This window comes from Massilia putida (genome assembly GCF_001941825.1).
Lineage (GTDB): Bacteria > Pseudomonadota > Gammaproteobacteria > Burkholderiales > Burkholderiaceae_D > Telluria > Telluria putida.
Genome location: NZ_CP019038.1, coordinates 5132108 through 5151765 on the forward strand (window position 1 = coordinate 5132108; position 19658 = coordinate 5151765).

A 19658-nucleotide genomic window follows, 5' to 3' on the forward strand; every position below is an offset into this window, starting at 1 on the left:
TCACGTCGCGTGAGGGTCAAGCGGTATGCGCTTCGCGCAAGGCGCGCGCCTCGTGCCACAGGGTGACGAACAAGGTCATCACGACCGGACCGACGAACAGGCCGATCAGGCCCAGCGTCTCGACGCCGCCGAGGATGCCCAGCAGGACCGCGAGGAAGGGCAGCTGCGTCGCGTTGCCGATCATCGCGGGACGCACGAAGTGGTCGGCCACGAACAGGATCACGATGCCCAGGACGAGGATCGCGATCGCGGCGATCGTCGCGCCCTGGTAGGCCAGCAGGGCGGCGGCCGCGCCGAAGGCGAGCGGCGCGCCGAACGGGATGATGGCGAGGATGCCCGTGACCGCGGCCCACAGCACGGCCGATGGCACGCCCGCGAACTGGTAGCCGATGCCCAGCAGGACGCCTTCCGCGAGGCCGACGAGCACGAGGCCGTTGACGGTGGCGCGCACGGCGACGGGCACCTTCAGCGAGAACAGGGTCCAGCGCTCGGCGCCGATCATGTGCGCGCCGATGGCGTTCGTCTGGCGCTGCAGCGCGGCGCCGTCCTTGTAGAAGAAGAACAGGCAGAGGAACGCGAACAGCACGTCGATGAGACGGTGCATGACGCCGCTGCCCACCCGCTTGAGCACTTCGCTGGCGGTCTGCATGCGGCCGACGGAACCGTCCTGCAGCAGGTGTGCGAGGCCGTGCGGCTGGCCCAGCGTGGCGAGCCACCAGTTGTAGATGGCGTCGCCGGCGAACGGGATGCGGTGCAGCCATTCCGGTGCCGCGAGACCTTCCGTATTGGCGCCGGCGACCAGCTGGGCCAGCGCCGGCGCCTGGCGCGCGGCCTGCGTGACGCCCAGCGCGAGCGGGGTGATGAAGACGATGGCGGCGACGATGGTGACGAGGGCCGCCGCGAGGATGGTGCGCCCTTTCAACAGCGTGCGGGCGCGCACGTACAACGGCCAAGTGGCGATGCACAGGATGGCTGCCCACAGCAGCGGCAGGATGAAGCGCTGCGTCACGAACAGGGCGCACAGGACGATCGCCAGCGAAAAGCCGGCGCTCAGCACATCGCGTTGGTTGTCGGTCATTACTCCTCCTTAGATGGATCATCTTACCAAAGCGGCATCGCCGGGTAAGTAATGTTGCCGATTATTAATTGACCAACTTAAGCGTGTATTAACAGTCCGCCATCACTAACCACCGCGTCGCCCCCGCACCTACCACCGTCGTCCGGCAGTCACCACCGTCGCGCCCGCGCAGGCGGGCCCAATTTTGCATGCGCAGTGGCGGCGCATGGGAACTTGGATCCCACCCGCGCAGGGACGACGTTTCATGGCTGGCGGATGAACCGGGTGTCCGTGCGCATTCCCTACAGGCGGTACAATACCGGACCTTCTTTCCATCTTTTCATTAGAGAACGCCATGGCCGTCAATTCCCCCCTGCCCGTCGCCGCCGACCTGAAACCCGTCGCCGGCATCGAACTCGGTTACGCCGAAGCCGGCATCAAGAAGCCGAACCGCAAGGATGTGCTGGTGATGAAGCTCGCCGAAGGGGCGACCGTCGCCGGCGTGTTCACGAAGAACCGCTTCTGCGCGGCGCCGGTCCAGGTGAGCAAGGCGAATCTCGAGGCGGTGAAGGGTGGCGGCAAGCCGATCCGCGCGCTGGTCGTCAACACGGGCAACGCGAACGCGGGTACCGGTGAACCGGGCCTGCAGAACGCGCAGGCCACGTGCGCCGAAGTCGCGCGCCTGCTGGGCCTCGACGCGCAGCAGGTGCTGCCGTTCTCCACCGGCGTGATCCTCGAGCCGCTGCCGGTGCAAAAGATCGTCGCGGGCCTGCCGGCCGCCATCGCGAACCTGAAGGCCGACAACTGGTTCAACGCGGCCGAAGCCATCATGACGACGGACACCCAGCCGAAAGCGGCTTCCGTCACGACCACGATCGGCGGCCACGCCGTCACGATGACCGGCATCAGCAAGGGCGCCGGCATGATCAAGCCGAACATGGCGACGATGCTGGGCTACCTGGCGTTCGACGCGAAGGTCGCGCAGCCGGTGCTGGACGAACTCGTGAAGTACGCGGCCGACCGCTCGTTCAACAGCATCACCATCGACGGCGACACGTCGACCAACGATTCCTTCATCCTCGTCGCCACGGGCGCCGGTTCGCTCGTCGTCGATTCGACCGACAGCCAGGACTACATCGCGCTGCGCGACGCCGTCACCGGCATCTCGCGCCACCTGGCGCAGCAGATCATCCGCGACGGCGAAGGCGCCACCAAGTTCATCACCATCACGGTGGAGCAGGGCCGCGACATGGAAGAGTGCCGCAAGATCGCCTACGCCATCGCCCACTCGCCGCTCGTGAAGACCGCGTTCTTCGCCTCCGACCCGAACCTGGGCCGCATCCTGGCCGCGATCGGCTACGCGGGCGTGGACGACCTGGATACGTCGAAGCTGGACCTGTACCTCGACGACGTCCTCGTCGCCAAGGTCGGCGGCCGCAACCCCGAGTACAAGGAAGCGGACGGCCAGCGCGTGATGAAGAAGGCCGAGATCCTCGTGCGCGTCGTGCTCGCGCGCGGCGAGCAAGACGCGACCGTGTGGACCTGCGACCTGTCGCACGACTACGTTTCGATCAACGCCGACTATCGTTCGTAACGCCTCATGAATCAGCTGGAAAACTTCCTGCACCGCGCCGAGGCGTTGCTGGCGCGCGTGGAGGCCTTGCTGCCGCCCGCCGCGCCGCGCGATCCGGATTTCAGACACGGCTATGCCTACCGCTGGCGCAAGCGCCCGGGTGCGGGCAACGTCAAGTACCTGCAAGCGGTCACGCACGCGTCGCACATCCGCCTGGACGACTTGCAGCACATCGGTCCGCAGAAGGACCAGATCGAGCAGAACACGCGCCAGTTCGTGACGAAGCGCCCGGCCAACAACGTGCTGCTGACGGGCGCGCGCGGCACCGGTAAATCGTCGCTGATCAAGGCGTGCCTGAACCAGTTCGCGCCGCAGGGCCTGCGCCTGATCGAAGTGGACAAGGCCGACCTGGCCGACCTGCCCGACATCGTCGACCTCGTCGCGGGCCGGCCGGAGCGCTTCGTGATCTTTTGCGACGACCTCAGTTTCGAAGAGGGCGAAGCGGGCTACAAGGCGTTGAAGGTGGCCCTGGACGGCAGCATCGCGGCGCAGTCGGACAATGTGCTGATCTACGCGACGTCGAACCGCCGTCACCTGATGCCGGAAAAATTTTCCGACAACGACGGCTACAAGCACGTGGCCGACGACGACCTGCACCCGGCCGAGACGGTCGAGGAAAAGATCTCGCTGTCCGAACGCTTCGGCCTGTGGCTGTCGTTCTATCCGTTCAAGCAGGACGACTACCTGGACATCGTCGGTCACTGGCTGTCGAGTTTCGGCTGCACGCCGGAACAGATCGCGTCGGCACGCGGCGACGCGCTGCGCTGGGCGCTGGGCCGCGGCTCGCGCTCGGGCCGCGTGGCGTGGCAGTTCGCCAAGGACTACGCGGGCAAGCTGCCGCCCGCGCCGGTACAGGAACAGGTCGATGTCTGAAGCGGCGAAAAAACCGGTGGACGTCGCCGTGGGCGTGCTGATGCGCCCGAACGGCGACGTGCTGCTCGGCCAGCGCCCCGACGGCAAGCCGTATGCGGGTTATTGGGAATTCCCGGGCGGGAAAGTCGAGCCGGGCGAGGACATCTTCCATGCGCTGCAGCGCGAGTTCGTCGAAGAGCTGGGCGTGAAGGTGATCTCGGCCGAGCCGTGGTGCTGCGTCGAACACGTGTACGAGCATGCGCACGTGCGGCTGTACTTCTACATCAGCCGCGAGTGGGAAGGCGAGCCGCAAAGCCTGGAAGGGCAGGCGTTCGCGTGGCAGGGCGCGTATGCCGTCAGTCCGCTGCTGCCGGCGACCATTCCGTTGCTGGAGTGGCTGGATCAGGTGCGGTATGCGGGGAATCCATGCTGAGGTTCCGCATGGGTCCCCGCTTTCGCGGCGACGACGGCGGCATCACGTGTGCAGAATCCGCCCACCCGCAAACGACCAGTTCTCCCAGCCCGTCTCCTTGAAGACGACCATCACGTTCTCCGGATCGAAGCCGCCGGCCCGCAGGTGGTCCATCAGCTCGCCCAGCAGCTTCTTCTTGACCTTCACGCTGCGCCCGACGGACCACAGGATCTCGATCAGCACGAAGTCGTCCGTGCGCGTCGTCATGACGTCGGGGTAGTGGGTGTCGTAGCGGAAGTCGGACGCGTCGAGTTCCAGCACGCGCTGGAACTTGTCCATGTCGGGCACGCCGGTCGCGACGAGCGCGGCGTGGACGGCGGCGAAGACCTTGTCCTTGAACTCGGTGCTTTTCGGCTTGCGGACGGTGAGCGTGACAAACGGCATGCGGGTTCCTCCTTGTGCGCTTATTCCTTCGAGACGGAATCGTCGTCGGTGTCGCCCGGCGGCGCGCCGGGGATCGTGTACTTCTCTTCGGCCCAGGCACCCAGGTCGATTTGCTTGCAGCGTTCGGAACAGAATGGACGGTATTTGTTCTCCGGTGTCCATTCGACCTTCTTGCCGCAGGTGGGGCAGGATACGACGGTCATGATGTGCTTCTTAAAACGGTGATCAGAAATTGCAGAGGGTGAGCTCGAACGGGACGTCTTCTTCCAGCGGCTTCGGTTTCAAGTCGCCGCCCTGGGTCGTGAAGCGCACCCACAGCATGTATTTGTTGGCGGAGATCTCGGGGATGGCGCCGATGGCGTCGTCCAGCGACAGGCGCAGCATCTGGTAGACCTTCCCCTGCAGCATCTGCTGGTAGCTGCCGGCCGAGGCGATCATCTTGACGGGGCCGCCGGAATTGCGCAGCAGGCGCAGCACGAGGGCCAGCGCCTCGAACAGGGGCGCCAGCGGGGCGAACCAGTTCATGATGTCGGTATGGCGCTGTTCGGCCGGGCGCCGCTGCCACGCGTAGTAGGACGGCAGATCGAATTCGCAGGCGCCGCCCGGGATGATCGTGCGGCCGCGGATGCTCATCAGCCATTCGTTGTCGCGCACGTTCTGGCCCGTCTTGCCCTGGGCGTTGACGAGGGCGTTGCTGACGGTGTCGAGCTCGGCCAGCACGGCGTCGAGCATGTCCTTGGCGACGGCGGGATTGCTGCGGTAGCCCAGCAGGCTCTGCTTCTGGCGCTCCAGTTCCTGCAGCAGGTCGGACTTGAGGTCGGCGCGGCCCGCCACTTCCAGCATGTCGAAGATCGTCGCGAGCGCGACATGGTGCTGCAGAGGATGTTCCTGGGCTACAAAGAATTTGAACTTCTCGTACAGGTCCTCCAGCCGCAACAACGTGCGTATGCGCTCGTTGAATGGGTATTCGTAGACGATCAAAATGACATCCTTAGGAATGTAGGCTGGCAACCACGTGATTCTGAACCATGATGCACAAAATTACAAACGCTCGCTTGGGCGTCCTGCCAATCTTGCAGCTTCGTCAAGATAAAACCGGTGCAGGCGTTCCACTTGCGGCAACAAGGCGTCGATGCCGGCGTCGTTGAGGATCACGTCGTCCGCTTCGTCCAGCCGGCGCGCGCGCGTCACCTGGGCCGCCATGATGGCGCGCACCTGTTGTTCCGTCAGCCCGTTGCGTGCCATCACGCGGGCGACCTGCGTTTCTTCCGAGCAGTCGATGGCGAGCACGCGCGCCACGCGCTCGCGCCACGTGCCCGATTCGATCAGCAGGGGCACGGCGAAGATCGTGTACGGGCCGCCGGCAAGCAGCGCGGCGGCGGCCGTCGCTTCGCGGATGCGCGGGTGCAGGATGGCTTCCAGGCGCGCGCGCGCCTCCGGCTGGGAAAACACGAGGGCGCGCATCTTCGCGCGGTCGAGGGCGCCGTCCGGCGTGGCGTAATCGGCACCGAAGGCGTCGATCAGGGCGGGCATCGCGGCGCCGTGCGGCGCCGTGAGGCTGTGGGCGATCTGGTCGGTGTCGATGACGGCGGCGCCGCGCGCGGCGAACAGGTCGGCCACGGTCGATTTGCCGCAGCCGATGCCGCCGGTGAGGCCTACGGCAAAGCGCGACGCCGGGAGGGCGGATTGAACAGTTGAATCGGTCGGGCCTGGTGTCTGCATGCGTACCTCGGGCCCGGCCGGGAGGCTAGGCCAAGAAACCGTGAGCGTAGCGGGTAAGTGGTGTGCCGTACAAGAGTGCGATCATACCAGCCGCCGCGAGATAGGGTCCGAACGGGATCGGATTATTGCGGTCGCGCCGGGCGAACACGATCAGCGAGATGCCGACGATGGCACCCACGACGGACGACAGGATGATGATCGTCGGCAGCATCGCCCAGCCCATCCACGCGCCCAGCGCGGCGAGCAGCTTGAAGTCGCCGTAGCCCATGCCTTCCTTGCCCGTGACGAGCTTGAACAGCCAGTACACGGCCCACAGCGACACATAGCCGGCCATCGCGCCGATGACGGCGTCGCGCAGCGGCACGATGGTGCCGTCCAGGTTGATGAGCAGGCCCAGCCACAAGAGCGGATAGGTGAGGTCGTCGGGCAGCGTCTTCGTGTCGTAGTCGATCAGCGTCATCGAGATCAGGAAGTACGCGAACAGCAGGCTCGCCAGGCCCAGCCAGCCGCTGCCGAAATGCCAGATCAGCACGGCCGACAGCAGGCCCGTGACGGCTTCGACGATCGGATAGCGCGGCGAGATCGGTGCCTTGCACGCGCTGCATTTACCGCGCAAAAACAGCCAGCTGACGACGGGGATGTTTTCCAGCGCCGTGATGCGGTGGCCGCAGTGCGGGCAGGCGGAACGGGGGACCATCAGGTTGAAGCGGTCCTGGTGCGGCAATTCCTTGCCGGCTTCGTGCGCGATGTAGTTGTCGAGTTCGCGCTGCGCCATCACGGGCAGGCGGTACACGACCACGTTCAGGAAGCTGCCGATCAACAGGCCGAACAGAAAGGCGGCGAGCGTCGCGGCGAGGGTCGCCGGGGCGGCGAAGAGCAAAGTTTCCGGTGGCATGATGCTCCGATGGGTGGCTGATTCCGTGAATCAACTATTCTAGGGGTTTTCCCGCGCTTTGGGCAGCGTCGTGACGCGTCCCCGCCACGTGTGGCGTCCCTGGCCCTATCCGTTCTGTGGTTTGACGGTGTACATACGCCCGCTAGACTGGGCTGGCGCGGGGTGTCTGCGCCCAACCACGAAAGGGACAACATGAAAACCAAGAACTGCCTGGGCATGGCCCTGGTCGCATTGTTGCCGCTCGGCGCGGCCCAGGGCGCCGCGTCGGCGCCGATGAAGGAAGTTGTCGCGAGCAAGGACGCGCCGGCCGCGGTGGGGCCGTATTCGCAGGCGATACGGGCCGGCGGCATGGTGTTTCTGGCGGGGCAGATCCCCATCGATCCCAAGACGGGCCAGGCCAATCTGGGCAGCATCGAGGAACAGACGGCGCAGGTGTTCGAGAACCTGAAGGCGGTGCTGGCCGCCGGCGGGATGACGCTCGATAACGTCGTCTCGACGACCGTCTACGTGAAGGACCTGAACGACTTCGCGAAGCTCAACGCCGTCTACGGCACCTATTTCAAGGACAAGCCGCCGGCCCGCGCCACCGTGCAGGTCCAGCGCCTGCCCAAGGATGTGGCGGTGGAGATTTCGGCCATCGCCGTCCACTGAGGCGGCGCGCCACCCCTCACGCCGCCTGCGGCTGCGCGATCAGGTCGAACAGGCGCTCCAGCGGCACCGGCCGGCCCGGCAGCCAGCCCTGCACGAGGGGACAGCCGAACTGGCGCAGGTAGCCCAGCTGGGCGTCGGTCTCGACGCCTTCCGCGACCACGGTGAGCTTCATGTGCCGGCCGAGGTCGAGGATCGAGCGCACGATGGCGCAATCGTTCCGGTCGTACGGCACGCCGGCCATGAACAGGCGGTCGATCTTGAGGGAACCGATCGGCAGGTTCTTCAGCAGCGACAGCGACGAATAGCCCATGCCGAAATCGTCCAGGCCGATGCCGAAGCCGCGCCGGCGCAGTTCGCGCATGATGGCGATCGACTTGTCCGCATGCTTCATCACGACGCCCTCCGTCAGTTCGAGGCAGATGTGGCGCGGGTCGGCGCCCGTCGACGCCGCCATCGCCGTGAGCCGGTCGGGCAGTTCGGCGTTGATGAATTCGGGTGCCGCCATGTTGACGTGCACGCGCACGCCCGCAAGGCCCGCCGCGCCCAGGCGCGCGAGATCGCGGCATGCCTGCTGCACGACCCAGCGCCCGATGTCGACGATCAGGCGGCTCTGTTCCGCGAGCGGGATGAACACGTTCGGCGGCACGATCTCGCCGTTCGGCCGGCGCCAGCGGATCAGCGCTTCGACGGCCTCGATTTCCATGTCCGTGCTGGTGCGGATCGGCTGGTACTCGAGGAAGAATTCGCCGCGCCGGATCGCGGAATGCAAGTCGGTCAGCAGGCCGATGCGGTGGCCCGCGTCCGCCGGCGCACCGTCGCCGCTGAAGCGGCTGGCCAGGTTGCGGCCGTTGCGCTTGCTGGCATACATCGCGGCATCGGCCGCGTGCAGCAGTTCGCGCGTGCAGCCGCCGTGGTCGGGATACGTGCTGATGCCGATGCTGGCCGACACCGCGAGCCGGTGTTCGCCGTAGACGAAGCGGCGTCGCCCCGCATCCAGCACGGCTTCGGCCACGCGTTCCAGTTCATGCGGGGTGGCGCCGGGCGCCGACAGCAGCGCGAACTCGTCGCCGCCCAGGCGGCCGATGCGCCAGCCGGGCGGCGCCAGCGCGCGCAGCCGTCCCGCGAACGCCGTCAGCACGACGTTGCCGGCATCGTGGCCGAACGCGTCGTTGATGGGCTTGAACTGGTCGAGGTCGACGAACAGCACGCCGAACGTCTCCCCGGGCCGCGCGTCGCGGCACTGGCGGTCGAGCTGGTCGTAGAAATGGGCGCGGTTGGCCAGGCCCGTCATCTCGTCCGTCTGGGCGCGCACGCGGATGCGCTCCTGCTGCGTCATGCGCTCGACGGTCTGGGCGATCATCGCGGCGATCGACTTGGCGAGTCCCGGCAGCTGGGCGTCGGGCTGGCGCTGCTGCGCGCTGAAGAATTCGAGCACGCCTGGCCGCATCAGGCATGCGTCCGACGCGACGAACGTCACGGGAAAGAAATAGGCGGACTGCAGGCCGCACGCGCGCGCGGCATGCGCCCGCAACAGGTCGGTCGTACCGCTCGCATCTTCAATCCAGCGGGCTTCGCCGCTGGCCCAGACGGTGCCGATCATGCCTACGCCGGGCGCCATGGTCAGGTGCGCGCTGGCTTCGCGGAACGGCGCCAGCGCCTGCCGCGGCGCCTGCCACGCGTAGCGACAGCGCAGCGTGGCCTGACCGCCGGCGTGGTCGTCGAGCGCCCAGAACGCGCCCCATTCCCAGCCCAGTTCCTCGCACACGAGTTGCAGGATGCCGGTGACGGCGTCGTCGATGCTGTCGGTGCCGACGAGGTATTGGGTGAGCGCGAAGTTGAAACGCTCGCGCGCGGCGGCCTGCCTGGCGGCCGTCACGTCGACGAGGATGCCGGCGGCGACCGTGCTGCGGGCCGTGTCGATCTGTTGCAGGCGCAGCCAGCGCAGGCCCTGGCCGTCCGTGCGCACGCGGAATTCGCACTCGGCGCCGACGGCGCCGGCATGGATGCGGCCGACGATGGCGCGCACGGCGGCGCGGTCTTCCGGTTCAATCCGCGCCAGACAGGCGGCGGGATCCGGGTACCGGCCCGTGCCGAAGAAGGACGCGGCCACGGCCGACAGCGCGATGCCGCCGCCGGCGCGCTCAAACCACCAGCGGCCGAGGTCGGCCAGGCGGTCACCCGCGTCGGCGCCCGCGTCGTCGTGGAGAGATGGGATGTCGAAGTTCTGTATGGTCATGTGAGGCGTGCACCAGGACCGGACGGGGGGATCGGATTTGCACCGAAACGGACGCCGCACGACCTGGTTGTCATCGTCGTGTTGAACTGACCCTCACAATGCAAATTACATGCCGGTCATCGATCCGTGCATGTGGCCGGGCCGGGCGCGCGCCGGAATAGCCACAGATGTTCCTGGCGGTCGCCGGGGCGGGCGCCATTCCAGACGGGTTGCCATGTCGTCGAATCGCTGCAGTGCGGCAGGCGCCCGTCCGGATCCTCGAGCAGGATCAGCGTGCAGGCGGACGCCGGCCGCGTCTCGAGCCGTTCGGTGACGACGCCGTCGTAGTAGCGCAGCATCGCGCGTTCGCTTTCGCCGAGGCCGTAGCTCGCCACGCAGCCGGAAGCCAACGCGGGGCGCAGTGCGCCGAAGACCTCGCGATACGATTTGACCTCGTCGGCCCATGGCATGAACAGCGCCACCAGCAGCACCCAGCACAGTGCGATGCCTGTGACCCACGTCTGCAGCGCCGCCTGCCGGCGCCGATGAAACCCCATGAGCCAGGCTGCGCCCGCCGTTGCGGCCAGCGCGCAGGCGAGCCGCGCCAGGTCTAGGTGCCGGTCGGGATGCGGCGGCAGCAGGTCGGCGAGCGCATGCGGCTGCAGCGGCTCGGGCGAGAACATGATGACCGCCCACGCGAGCCAGAGCGCCAGCGCGATGCCGCCGAGCAGGACGCGCGCGGCCACGCACCACGCCGCCTCCACGCGCGGCGCGAGCGTGAGCGCGCAGCGCGCGCCGAGCAGGGACAGCGGCGGCAACAGGGGCAGCGCATAGCCGTCGCGCGCCGAGGCCGATGCGACCAGCACGCCGAAGATGACGGCCGCGAGGACGGCGGCCGACTGCATGCGCTCGTCGCTGGCCAGCTGCGCGCGGTCGCGCCACAGCGCGATGAAGGCCAGCGGCGCGGCCGGGAACGTGATCCACCACAGGTTCTTCGTCCAGAACCCGGCATCGTGTGCGGCGCCCAGCGCCGGCACGGCAAAGCCGACGAAGCGGCCGATATTGTTCGTCCAGAGCCAGTCGTTGAACAGCGTCGGCGAACGCAGCCAGAGCGCGGCCGGCCACAGCGTCAGCCACGGCAGCGCGGCCAGCAGCGCGACGAGCACCGTGTGCGCATAGGCGCGCACACGCCAGCGCGCGAAGCACAGCGGCAACAAGATGGCGGTGAGGCCGAACACGCCGGGCGCGAGCAGGCCCTTGGCGAGGAAGCCGATGCCGACCCCGGTGCCGATCGTCAGCCCGCTCGCGACGGGCCGCGTGCGCCAGCGCGGCAGGCCCGCCATGCCGACCGCGACCCCGGCGAGCAGCGCCGTATCGGTCAGCATCAGGTGAGAGAACGCGGCCAGGCCGAAACAGGCGAGCAGCACGAACACGGTCGTGCGGCCGAACTGCGCATCGATCCAGCCCCGGCCGCACTGCGCCATTGCGCCGCACGCGAGCAGGACGAACAGGCCGGTGGCCAGGCGCGCGCCGTCGTGCAGCGGCAGCACGGGCGACGTCAACGTCGCCAGCGCGCCCGCGACCCAGTAGAACAGCGGGGGCTTTTCCATGAACGTCTCGCCCGCCATCCTGGGCACGACGGCGTCGCCGGTGGCCAGCATGTTGCGCACGATCTCGACGATGTACGTCTCGTCCTGTTTCCACGGTTCGTGGCCGACGAGTCCGGGCAGCACGTACACGCCGAGCAGGAGCAGGAAGGCCCAGGTCCGGGTGCCGAGCACGAAACCGCGGGCAACGGCCGGCTGCGGCATCGGCGCGGTGCGTACCAGCGGGCCGATGTCGTCGAGGTCGGGCGGCGTGCTGGACATGGCGGCCTCCTACAGCGGCGCGAGCGGCAGCTCGTTGACGACGAAGCGCCGTTTGCCGCCGGGCGCGGCCGGGATCTCGGGCACCTCGATGCAATCGAATTCCATCGCCATGCCCCAGTAGCGGCGCGGACCGGCCAGCAGTGCGCTGCGTTCGGCCTGGCTCAGCGGCCGGCGCGGCACGATGCGCAGCAGCACCTTGCCGGGCTCGCGCTGGTACAGCTGGCACGACTTGATGAAATCCCAGGTGCACGCATCCAGCGCGATCATGAGGCCCGGCAGCCGGTTGCCGTGGCGGTCGAGCACGTATTCCTGCAGGCGGCCTTCGATGGCCGTGCACTGGCCGGCGGCGTCGATCGCCGCGCAGTCCGCCGTCCGGTAGCGGATCAGCGGCATGACCTCGTTCCACAGCGACGTACCGACGATTTCGTTGCGGCCGTCGTGCGCCAGCGTTTCCGTTCGGCCATACAGCGGTTCGAACCGGTACGGGCTCGTGTGGCCGTCCGCGTGCAGCGCGAACGCGAGATTCGTCCGTTCCGTCAAACCATAACTGATCGAAACTTGCGTGCCGAACACCCGTCCGATGCGCTCGAGCTGGCCAGGGGAGGCCGGTTCGGACGCCAGCAGCACGCCCCGCAGCGGCCAGTCGACGGCATGGCGGCCATTCTCGAGCAGCTCGGCCAGCGCCAGCGCCGCGCTCGGATAGGCGTGGATGTAGCGGGGCGCGAAACGCCGGATGGCGTGCAGGATGGCATCCTGATGTTCCGGCAGCACATGATCCGGCGACAGCATCAGGCGATTGCCCTGGCGCCACGTCGGCGCCGCATCGAGGGGCTGGGCGGCGTCGTAGCCGATGCGCAGGTAGCGCGACGAGTCGAAGTCGAAGCCGAGCTGGCCCCAGGCGTGGCAATAGAACGCCTTTTCGATGTCGCTTTCACGCTTGCTGCGCCAGACGCCGATGCCGGTGCCGGTCGAACCGTGGCTCGTCGCGTACAGCAGAAAGCGGCGGTCCGCGCGTTCGTTCAGGAACGCGGATTGCTGTTCCATGACCGTTTCCTTGTCGATGTACGGAAAGCGTTCGAGCAATTCCGCCGGTGGTGCGTGGACAAGATCGCTGGCCGGGATCCGTACCGCATCCCGGTAGAACGGCACATGGGCCACGGCCGTGGTCAGGATATGGCGCAGCCGCACGTTGGCGCTATGCTCGCGCACCTCAGGCCGCTCGTCCAGCAACGCGCGGACAGCGAAATGGTCGGGGTGATACAGCCACCGTTTCGGAATCACCCTGCGCCAACGGTAATACTGGCGCGCGATGGCTTGTTTGATGTAGTCGTATTCCATTGGCCGTCGCATCACTTTCGCCGGGCGGTTGGAATCGATGGGTCGTATTTACATTGCATGGAAAAAATGATAGCTCTGCGTCTGGCGCGCACACGTTACAGGTTGGTCATCTTTTCGTTTTGTAATGTTGCGTAGGAATATGATTCGCTCGTCCGTACACGGTCGGCGAGGGATTCGACGCCACATCGACGAGCAAGTTCGGCACCGCGACGAAAATCAGTCACACCCCCATGGAGAACACGATGAAAAAACATTTTACTTTCTTGCTGGCCACATTAACGGCGGCTGCGGCATTTGCCCAGACGACCGTGCCGAATCCGCTCGCCCCGAACGCGGCTCCGGCCGCGACGAGCCAGAGCACACCTGCCGCGAAGAAATCCACGAAAGCGGCCCCGGTGCAAAAGGAACAGGCGCCCGGCGGTGGCGACGGCAAGGTCTGGGTGAACAGTTCCAGCAAAGTCTATCACTGCGAAGGCGACAAGTACTACGGCAAGACCAAGAAAGGCGAGTACATGACGGAAGCCGACGCCAAGGCCAAGGGTTACCACGGCGTCGGCGGCAAGTCCTGTTCCAAATAAAGTTCGTCCTCGGCGCGGACGGCGCTGCGCGGCCGGACGGGCGCCGGCGCGGCGCCGCGCGCCGCGAACCACGGCCAGGCCAGCGGCAGCAACAGCAAGGTGAAGACGGTGGCCGACACGATGCCGCCGACGATCACGACGGCGAACGGGCGCTGCGTCTCCGAGCCGATCCCGTGCGACATGGCGGCCGGCAGCAGGCCCAGGCCCGCCATCAGCGCCGTCATCAGAATGGGCCGCAGGCGCGCCACCGCGCCGTCGACGGCGCTGTCCCAGGCGGATAAGCCCTCGCGTCCCGCCTCGACGATCTGCTCGACCAGGATGACGCCGTTCTGCACGGAGATGCCGGCCACGGCGATCAGTCCGACGGCCGCCGAGATCGAGACATGCAGCCCCGCCAGCGCCAGGCCGGCCACGGCGCCGACCAGCGTGAACGGCACGATCGCGAGCACCAGCAGCGCGCGCGCCATCGAGCGGAATGCGCCGAACAGCAGGGCGAAAATCAGGAAGGCGGTGAGCGGCAAAATCACGCGCAGGCGTTTGACGGCCCGCTGCTGGTTCTCGAACTGCCCGCCCCACGCGATCTGGTAGCCCGGCGGCAGGTGCACTTGTTCCGCCACCTTGGCCTGCGCTTCGGCGACGAAGCTGCCCTGGTCGCGGCCCACCAGGTTGGCCTTGACGGACGCGTTTCTCTGGCCGTCTTCGCGCGCGATGCGGGCGGCGCCCTGGCGCGTGGCGATGCGCGCCACGTCCGCGAGGCGCACGCTGCCCGCGCCGCCGGGCAGGCCGATCTGCAAGGCGCCGATGCTGTCCAGCGACGCGCGGTCTTTTTCCGTCAGGCGCAAGGTCAGATCGAAGCGGCGGTCGCCTTCGTAGAACTGGCTGACGGCGATGCCGCCCAGCGCGGCCTGGATGGCCGCGTTGACGTCGGCCACGTTCAGGCCGAGGCGCGCGGCGCGGTCGCGGTCGACGGCGATATCGAGTTCGCTCTGGCCGCCGATGCGCACGGCTTCCACGTCGGCCGCGCCGGGAATCGTGCGCAGGATGGCGGCGATGCGGTCGGCCGTGCGGCCCAGCACCGCGAGATCCGGGCCATAGACCTTGATGGCGATTTCGCCCTTCACGCCGGACAGCGCTTCTTCCACGTTGTCTTCGATGACCTGGGAAAAATTGGTCGGCACGCCGGGCAGCGCGTGGATGCGGCGCGCGATGTCGGCCACCAGCGCGTCCTTGTCGGCGAACGTCCACTCCGCGCGCGGATTCAGGTCGGCCAGGATCTCGATATTGTTAGGGCCTTTCGGATCGGTGCCGTCGTCGGGGCGCCCCACGTGCGAGACCACGTTGCCCACTTCGTGATAGCGCTCCAGGATCGCGCGCACCCGGTTCTCGATGGCGCGCGTGTTGTCCAGTGAGCTCGACGTCGGCAACTCGATCGTCAGCCACAGATTGCCCTCGTCCAGCTTGGGCAGGAATTCGCTGCCCAGGAGCGGCGTCAACGCGAGGGTCAGCGCGAGCAGCGCGGCCGAGCCGGCGAATACGAGCCCCTGGCGTGCGCGGGCGCGCTGCAGCAGGCGTCCGTAGGCGTTCTGGACACGCGGCAGCCACGTGTTCGGGCGTTCGCGCAGCGGCCGCGCGCGCTGGGTCCAGGCCAGCAGGGCGGGCATCAGCGTCATCGTCAGCAGCAGCGCGCCCAGCATCGCGAAGCTCAGCGTGAACGCGACGGGCGCGAAGATCTTGCCCTCCACGCGCTGGAACGTGTAGATCGGAATGAAGGCGACGATGATGATCGCCTTGGCGAACAGGATCGGGCGGCCCAGCGCGACGAGGGTCTCCTTGATGGTCGCTTCGGCCGGCTGCGCACGGGCCGCATGCGATTGCAGGTGCAGGCGCACGAGCAGGGCCTCGACCAGCACGACGGCGCTGTCGATGATGATGCCGAAATCGACGGCGCCCAGCGAGATCAGGTTGGCCGGAATGCCGCGCGCGTCCAGCACGATGAAGGCGCACAGCAGCGACAGCGGAATGACGGCGGCCACGATCAGCGCGGCGCGCCAGTTGCCGAGGAAGACGACGAGGATCGCGATCACGAGCACGGCGCCCATCGCGAGGTTTTCCGCGACGGTGCGCACCGTGTGGCCGATCAGGTCGCTGCGGTCGTAGATGGTGCGGATGCGCACGCCGCGCGGCAGCTTATGGCCCTGCGCCTGCACGGCCGCGCGCACGGCGGCCACCACTTTCGAGGCGTTCGCGCCCTTGGTCATCTGGACGATGCCTTCGACGACGCTGCTGTCGTGGTTGAACGCGACGACGCCCGAGCGCGGCCTGTGGCCGATGGTCACCTGGCCGATGTCGCTCACCAGCACCGTGCGGCCGTGGTTCGCGCTGACCACGGTGCGGCCGATGTCGGAGACGGCCTCGAAGATGCCGATGCCGCGCACGACGAGCGCTTCGTCGCCGCGCTTGACGAGACCGCCGCCCGTGTTGGCGCTGGCGTTCGTGAGCGCCTGGCGCACCTGGTCGAGCGTGACGCCGTAGCGGTTGAGCGCCAGCGGGTCGACCTGCACCTGGTATTCCTTGACGGTGCCGCCGAAGCTGACGACGTCCGCCACGCCGGGCACCGCGCGCAGCGCCGGCCGCAAGACCCAGTCCTGCAGCGCGCGCACCTCGTTCTCGTCCATGCCGGGCGCTTCCAGCACGTAGCGGTAGATTTCGCCGACGGCCGTGGACAGCGGCGCCAGCGCAGGCTGCACGCCAGGGGGCAGCACGACGTTCTGCAGCCGCTCCGTCACCTGCTGGCGCGCGAAATAATCGTCGGTGCCGTCGGCGAAGGTCAAGGTCACGACCGACAGCGCGCCGATGCTCACGGACCGCATCTGCGTCTGGCGCGGTACGCCGGCGAGTTCCCGTTCGATCGGCAGCGTGACGACGCGCTCCACTTCCTCGGCGGCCTGGCCGGGCAGCTGCGTCACCACCTGCACCTGCACGTCCTGGACGTCGGGGAACGCCTCGATCGGCAGATCGTCCAGCGCATGCCAGCCGACGAAGGCGAGGCAGCCGGTCAGGAACAGCACCAGCATGCGCTGCGCGAGGACGGCGTCGATCAGTCTAGCCAGCATGGTCGGCGCCTTCCGCGTTCAGCAGCAGTGCGCCTTCCGTCACGACGCGCTCGTGCGGTTGCAGCCCCATGTCGACGAAGGAGCGCTGCTGGCCGCCCAGTGCCACGTGCACGCGCCGCTTCTCGAACGTGCCGGTGGCGCGCTGGACGTAGACGTAGGTGTCGTCGCCATCCGTGAACAGCGCGCTGTTGGGCAGCGCCAGCGCGTTCGCCGCGCCGTCGCCGGAGAGGAAGGCGATGCGCGCGAACATGTCCGGTTTCAGCCGGCCGTCCGGGTTGTCGAGGACGCAGCGCACCTGCACGCGGCGCGTGACCGGATCGACGGCGACGCCGATACGTTCCAACGTGCCGCGCATGGCCTGGCCGGGAAACGCGTCCGTCTCGACCGACACGGCCTGGCCGCGCTTGAGGCCGGCGGCCACGCGCTCGGGCACGTCGGCGATGGCCCAGACGCGGCGCAGGTCGCTGATCACGAGCAGGGGAGTGGCCTGGTCCGGCCGCACTTCCTGCCCCACGTTGATCTGCTTGTCCGCGACAATGCCGGCGATGGGCGCGCGCAGGCCGAAGCGACCGTCGACGGTGCTGCCCGCATGCAGGTTGGCGATGCGCTGGCGCGCGCGGCGCGCCTCCGCGTCGGCCTGGCGATAGTCCGCGTCGGCGTTCTCGAAATCCTTGCGCGCGAGGACGTCGGCGTCGAGCAGCATGCGTGCCCGTGCCAGCGCGAGGCGCTTGCGTTCCTCGTCGGCGTCGGCCTTGCGCGCGTCGGCCTGGGCGGCGGCCAGATCGGGCGAATCGAGTTCGGCGAGCAGGTCGCCGGCGCGCACGCTGTCGCCGATCTCGACACGCTGTCCGGTCACGCGGCCCAGCACGGGCGAGGCGATGCGGCTCGTGCGCGTTTCGTCGTAGGCGATGCGGCCGGCGACGGGTTCGGCCACCGGCAGGGCGCCCGCGTCCACGGTGGCGATCTTCAGGTAAGACAGCTGCGGATCGTCGGGGGCGAACACGATGGGGGCGTCCGCGCTGCGCGCACGCGGCGCCGGCGCGGCGTGGGGTGCCGAGTGGGCGTTCCAGCTCCAGCAGGCGGCGCCGATCGCGGCGCACGCCACGCCGCACGCGGCGGCATACGTCAGGGTCTTCATGGTTGCGGGGACAGGGAGTGGGAGGTCGGGGACATTGCCGCGTCGAGCGCGGACAGGGACTTGGCGAGATCGGCCCGCGCCGCGAGCGCATCCAGCTGAGCGGCGCGCCAGGCGCGGCGCACGTCGAGCACGTCCATCACGCCGAGCGCGCCGTGCGCGAACGCGAATTCGGCGTCGTCGGCGGCGCGGCGCGTGGCCGGCAGGATCTCGCGGTCGTAGCGCAGCGCGCGGCGCGCGGCGGCATCGGCCCGGGCGCGGGCGGCGGCCACGTCGGCGCGTGCGGCCTGGCGCACCTTGTCGAGGTTTTCGTTGGCGGCCTCCAGGGCCGCCTCGGCGCCGCGGATCTCGCCCTGCATCGTGTAGCGCACGAACAGCGGCACCTGGACGGCGACGCCGACGCTGTTGCCGCTGCCCTGGGGATTGGCCGGGCTGGCCGGATAGTGTTCGAACTGCACGCCGACCGTGACGTCGCGCGTGCGCCCGGCGCGCGCCAGGTCGCGCGACGCGCCCGCCGCCGCCACGCGCGCACGCGCGGCGCGCACGTCGGCGCGCTGCTCGACGGCGGCATCGACGGCGAGCAGGCTGCCCGGCGCGGTCGCGGGCCACGGACCTGCGGCGGCGAGGCCGGGCGCATCGTCACGGCCGAGCAGCAGCGCGAGCGCGCGCCGCGCCTGGTCGGCACCAAACGCGGCATCGTCGGCGTCGTTGCGGGCGCGCAGCGCATCGATGCGCAGGCGGCCCGTGTCGCTGCCGGCCAGGTCGCCTGCCTTGTGGCGCTGTTCCGCGGCGGCGAGCGCGCGCTCGGCGAGGTTCGCCGCATCGGCGCCGATCGCCGCGCGTTCCTGCGCGGCCAGCAGGTCGTAATAGGCGGCGGCGACGTCGCGCCGCAGCTGGCGCTGGGCGTCGTCCAGGTCGGCACTGGCCGCTTCTGCCAATCGCTCGGCGGCTTGGGTGCGCAGCGCGCGCTTGCCGCCACGCTCGATCAGCTGGTCGACCCGCACCGTGCTGTCGACGGTCTTGCTGCGCAAGCTTCCCGCGCCGATGCCGGCCGCCGGGTTGATGTTCATGGTCTGCAGGGTCAGCACGGGATTCGGTGCGGCCGATGCGCTGGTCACGGACGCGCCGGCGCTGGCCACGCCGATGGCGGCCAGCTTGACATCATGGTTGTGCTGTTCGGCGAGCGCGATGGCCTGGTCGAGCCGCAGCGATTGCGCGGCGGCGGAGACGCCCAACGTCGCCAGCAACAGCGCGACGACCGCCCTCATGGCCCCTCCGCATGGACGACGCGCGGCGGCAGCACGCGTTCGACGCGCGCCAGGCGGCCCTCGTCGCAACGGGCCGGCCGCAGCTCGACTTCATCGCCGGTGCCGACAGCGACGCCGTCCGGCAGCGTCGCCACGACGGTGTGATGCAGGCGCGCACCGCGGTAGCGCACCTTCGCATAGCGTTCTTGCAGCGCGGTGCCGGGTACGCACGCCTGCACCAAGGATGCGGCGGCGCCGGCATCCAGCATTTCGAGCACGCGGCCGCGGCGCGCGCCGTGGTCCCAATCGACGGGGCCATTGCCCAGCGGCTGGGCACACGACGACAACAGGAGACACAGGGTCAGTCCGGTGACCGGCCTGGCCAGGATTCGATTCGCACGCATGATTTCCTCGACGGCAGGCGCGAACGGTGCGCCATATCGCAGCGCATGATAGCCAGCTGAGATCGCGTAAACATTAAGTTCGCGTAATCATGGC

The 19658-nt window shown here is 68.4% G+C and carries 18 protein-coding genes; 5 read left to right on the plus strand and 13 right to left on the minus strand.

What is annotated here, in order from left to right:
• Window positions 1–16: 16 nt before the first annotated feature.
• Window positions 17–1078, minus strand: coding sequence for an AI-2E family transporter (locus tag BVG12_RS25040; RefSeq protein WP_075794752.1), 1062 nt, complete (start codon window positions 1076–1078; stop codon window positions 17–19).
• A 334-nt stretch (window positions 1079–1412) separates the two neighbouring features.
• Here BVG12_RS25040 and argJ point away from each other — a divergent pair, with 334 nt between their 5' ends.
• Genes argJ through BVG12_RS25055 form a run of 3 tightly spaced genes read left to right on the plus strand, consistent with a single transcriptional unit; the run spans window position 1413 to window position 3975 of the window.
• Window positions 1413–2651 (plus strand): bifunctional glutamate N-acetyltransferase/amino-acid acetyltransferase ArgJ, encoded by a 1239-nt coding sequence (gene argJ / locus BVG12_RS25045; RefSeq protein ID WP_075794753.1) that lies wholly within the window; start codon window positions 1413–1415, stop codon window positions 2649–2651.
• Between the two features lie 6 nt (window positions 2652–2657).
• Window positions 2658–3563, plus strand: coding sequence for an ATP-binding protein (locus tag BVG12_RS25050; protein WP_075794754.1), 906 nt, complete (start codon window positions 2658–2660; stop codon window positions 3561–3563).
• On the plus strand, window positions 3556–3975 hold the full coding sequence (locus BVG12_RS25055; protein ID WP_075794755.1) for an NUDIX domain-containing protein: 420 nt from the start codon (window positions 3556–3558) through the stop codon (window positions 3973–3975). The genes BVG12_RS25050 and BVG12_RS25055 overlap by 8 nt, the downstream gene beginning before the upstream one ends.
• Before the next feature lie 42 nt (window positions 3976–4017).
• On the opposite strand, the gene BVG12_RS25060 is transcribed toward BVG12_RS25055, so the two are convergent.
• Genes BVG12_RS25060 through BVG12_RS25080 form a run of 5 tightly spaced genes read right to left on the minus strand, consistent with a single transcriptional unit; the run spans window position 4018 to window position 7015 of the window.
• A complete protein-coding gene (locus BVG12_RS25060; protein ID WP_075794756.1) occupies window positions 4018–4398 on the minus strand; it encodes a tautomerase family protein in 381 nt (126 codons plus the stop codon).
• Window positions 4399–4418: 20 nt separating this feature from the next.
• Window positions 4419–4601, minus strand: coding sequence for a DNA gyrase inhibitor YacG (yacG, locus tag BVG12_RS25065; RefSeq protein WP_075794757.1), 183 nt, complete (start codon window positions 4599–4601; stop codon window positions 4419–4421).
• A 22-nt stretch (window positions 4602–4623) separates the two neighbouring features.
• A complete protein-coding gene (zapD, locus tag BVG12_RS25070; RefSeq protein WP_075794758.1) occupies window positions 4624–5379 on the minus strand; it encodes a cell division protein ZapD in 756 nt (251 codons plus the stop codon).
• Window positions 5380–5439: 60 nt separating this feature from the next.
• On the minus strand, window positions 5440–6120 hold the full coding sequence (gene coaE / locus BVG12_RS25075; RefSeq protein WP_075794759.1) for a dephospho-CoA kinase: 681 nt from the start codon (window positions 6118–6120) through the stop codon (window positions 5440–5442).
• 25 nt (window positions 6121–6145) lie between these two features.
• Window positions 6146–7015: a prepilin peptidase gene (locus tag BVG12_RS25080; RefSeq protein WP_075794760.1), complete on the minus strand. Its 870-nt coding sequence runs from the start codon at window positions 7013–7015 to the stop codon at window positions 6146–6148.
• Window positions 7016–7207: 192 nt separating this feature from the next.
• Between BVG12_RS25080 and BVG12_RS25085 the strand changes: the two genes are divergently transcribed.
• A complete protein-coding gene (locus tag BVG12_RS25085; protein ID WP_307189085.1) occupies window positions 7208–7666 on the plus strand; it encodes a RidA family protein in 459 nt (152 codons plus the stop codon).
• A gap of 16 nt (window positions 7667–7682) precedes the next feature.
• On the opposite strand, the gene BVG12_RS25090 is transcribed toward BVG12_RS25085, so the two are convergent.
• From BVG12_RS25090 to BVG12_RS25100, 3 genes are all read right to left on the minus strand, one after another.
• On the minus strand, window positions 7683–9902 hold the full coding sequence (locus tag BVG12_RS25090; protein ID WP_075794761.1) for a putative bifunctional diguanylate cyclase/phosphodiesterase: 2220 nt from the start codon (window positions 9900–9902) through the stop codon (window positions 7683–7685).
• Window positions 9903–10018: 116 nt separating this feature from the next.
• Complete coding sequence (locus tag BVG12_RS25095; RefSeq protein ID WP_083685392.1) at window positions 10019–11749, minus strand: ArnT family glycosyltransferase; 1731 nt, start codon at window positions 11747–11749, stop codon at window positions 10019–10021.
• A 9-nt stretch (window positions 11750–11758) separates the two neighbouring features.
• The gene (locus tag BVG12_RS25100; protein ID WP_156895732.1) at window positions 11759–13099 is read right to left on the minus strand and encodes an AMP-binding protein; all 1341 of its coding nucleotides are present in this window, start codon (window positions 13097–13099) and stop codon (window positions 11759–11761) included.
• 230 nt (window positions 13100–13329) lie between these two features.
• Between BVG12_RS25100 and BVG12_RS25105 the strand changes: the two genes are divergently transcribed.
• Window positions 13330–13665 carry a hypothetical protein gene (locus BVG12_RS25105; RefSeq protein ID WP_075794763.1) on the plus strand — a complete coding sequence of 112 codons (336 nt, stop codon included), beginning with the start codon at window positions 13330–13332 and terminating at the stop codon, window positions 13663–13665.
• Here BVG12_RS25105 and BVG12_RS25110 read toward each other — a convergent pair.
• Genes BVG12_RS25110 through BVG12_RS25125 form a run of 4 tightly spaced genes read right to left on the minus strand, consistent with a single transcriptional unit; the run spans window position 13629 to window position 19564 of the window.
• Window positions 13629–16778, minus strand: coding sequence for an efflux RND transporter permease subunit (locus BVG12_RS25110; RefSeq protein ID WP_083685393.1), 3150 nt, complete (start codon window positions 16776–16778; stop codon window positions 13629–13631). The two genes, BVG12_RS25105 and BVG12_RS25110, sit on opposite strands and share 37 nt — an antisense overlap.
• Window positions 16768–17916 (minus strand): efflux RND transporter periplasmic adaptor subunit, encoded by a 1149-nt coding sequence (locus BVG12_RS25115; RefSeq protein ID WP_075794764.1) that lies wholly within the window; start codon window positions 17914–17916, stop codon window positions 16768–16770. Before BVG12_RS25115 ends, BVG12_RS25110 begins: the two co-directional genes overlap by 11 nt.
• Complete coding sequence (locus tag BVG12_RS25120) at window positions 17913–19181, minus strand: TolC family protein (protein ID WP_075794765.1); 1269 nt, start codon at window positions 19179–19181, stop codon at window positions 17913–17915. Before BVG12_RS25120 ends, BVG12_RS25115 begins: the two co-directional genes overlap by 4 nt.
• Window positions 19178–19564 (minus strand): hypothetical protein, encoded by a 387-nt coding sequence (locus BVG12_RS25125; protein ID WP_075794766.1) that lies wholly within the window; start codon window positions 19562–19564, stop codon window positions 19178–19180. Before BVG12_RS25125 ends, BVG12_RS25120 begins: the two co-directional genes overlap by 4 nt.
• Window positions 19565–19658 lie beyond the last annotated feature (94 nt).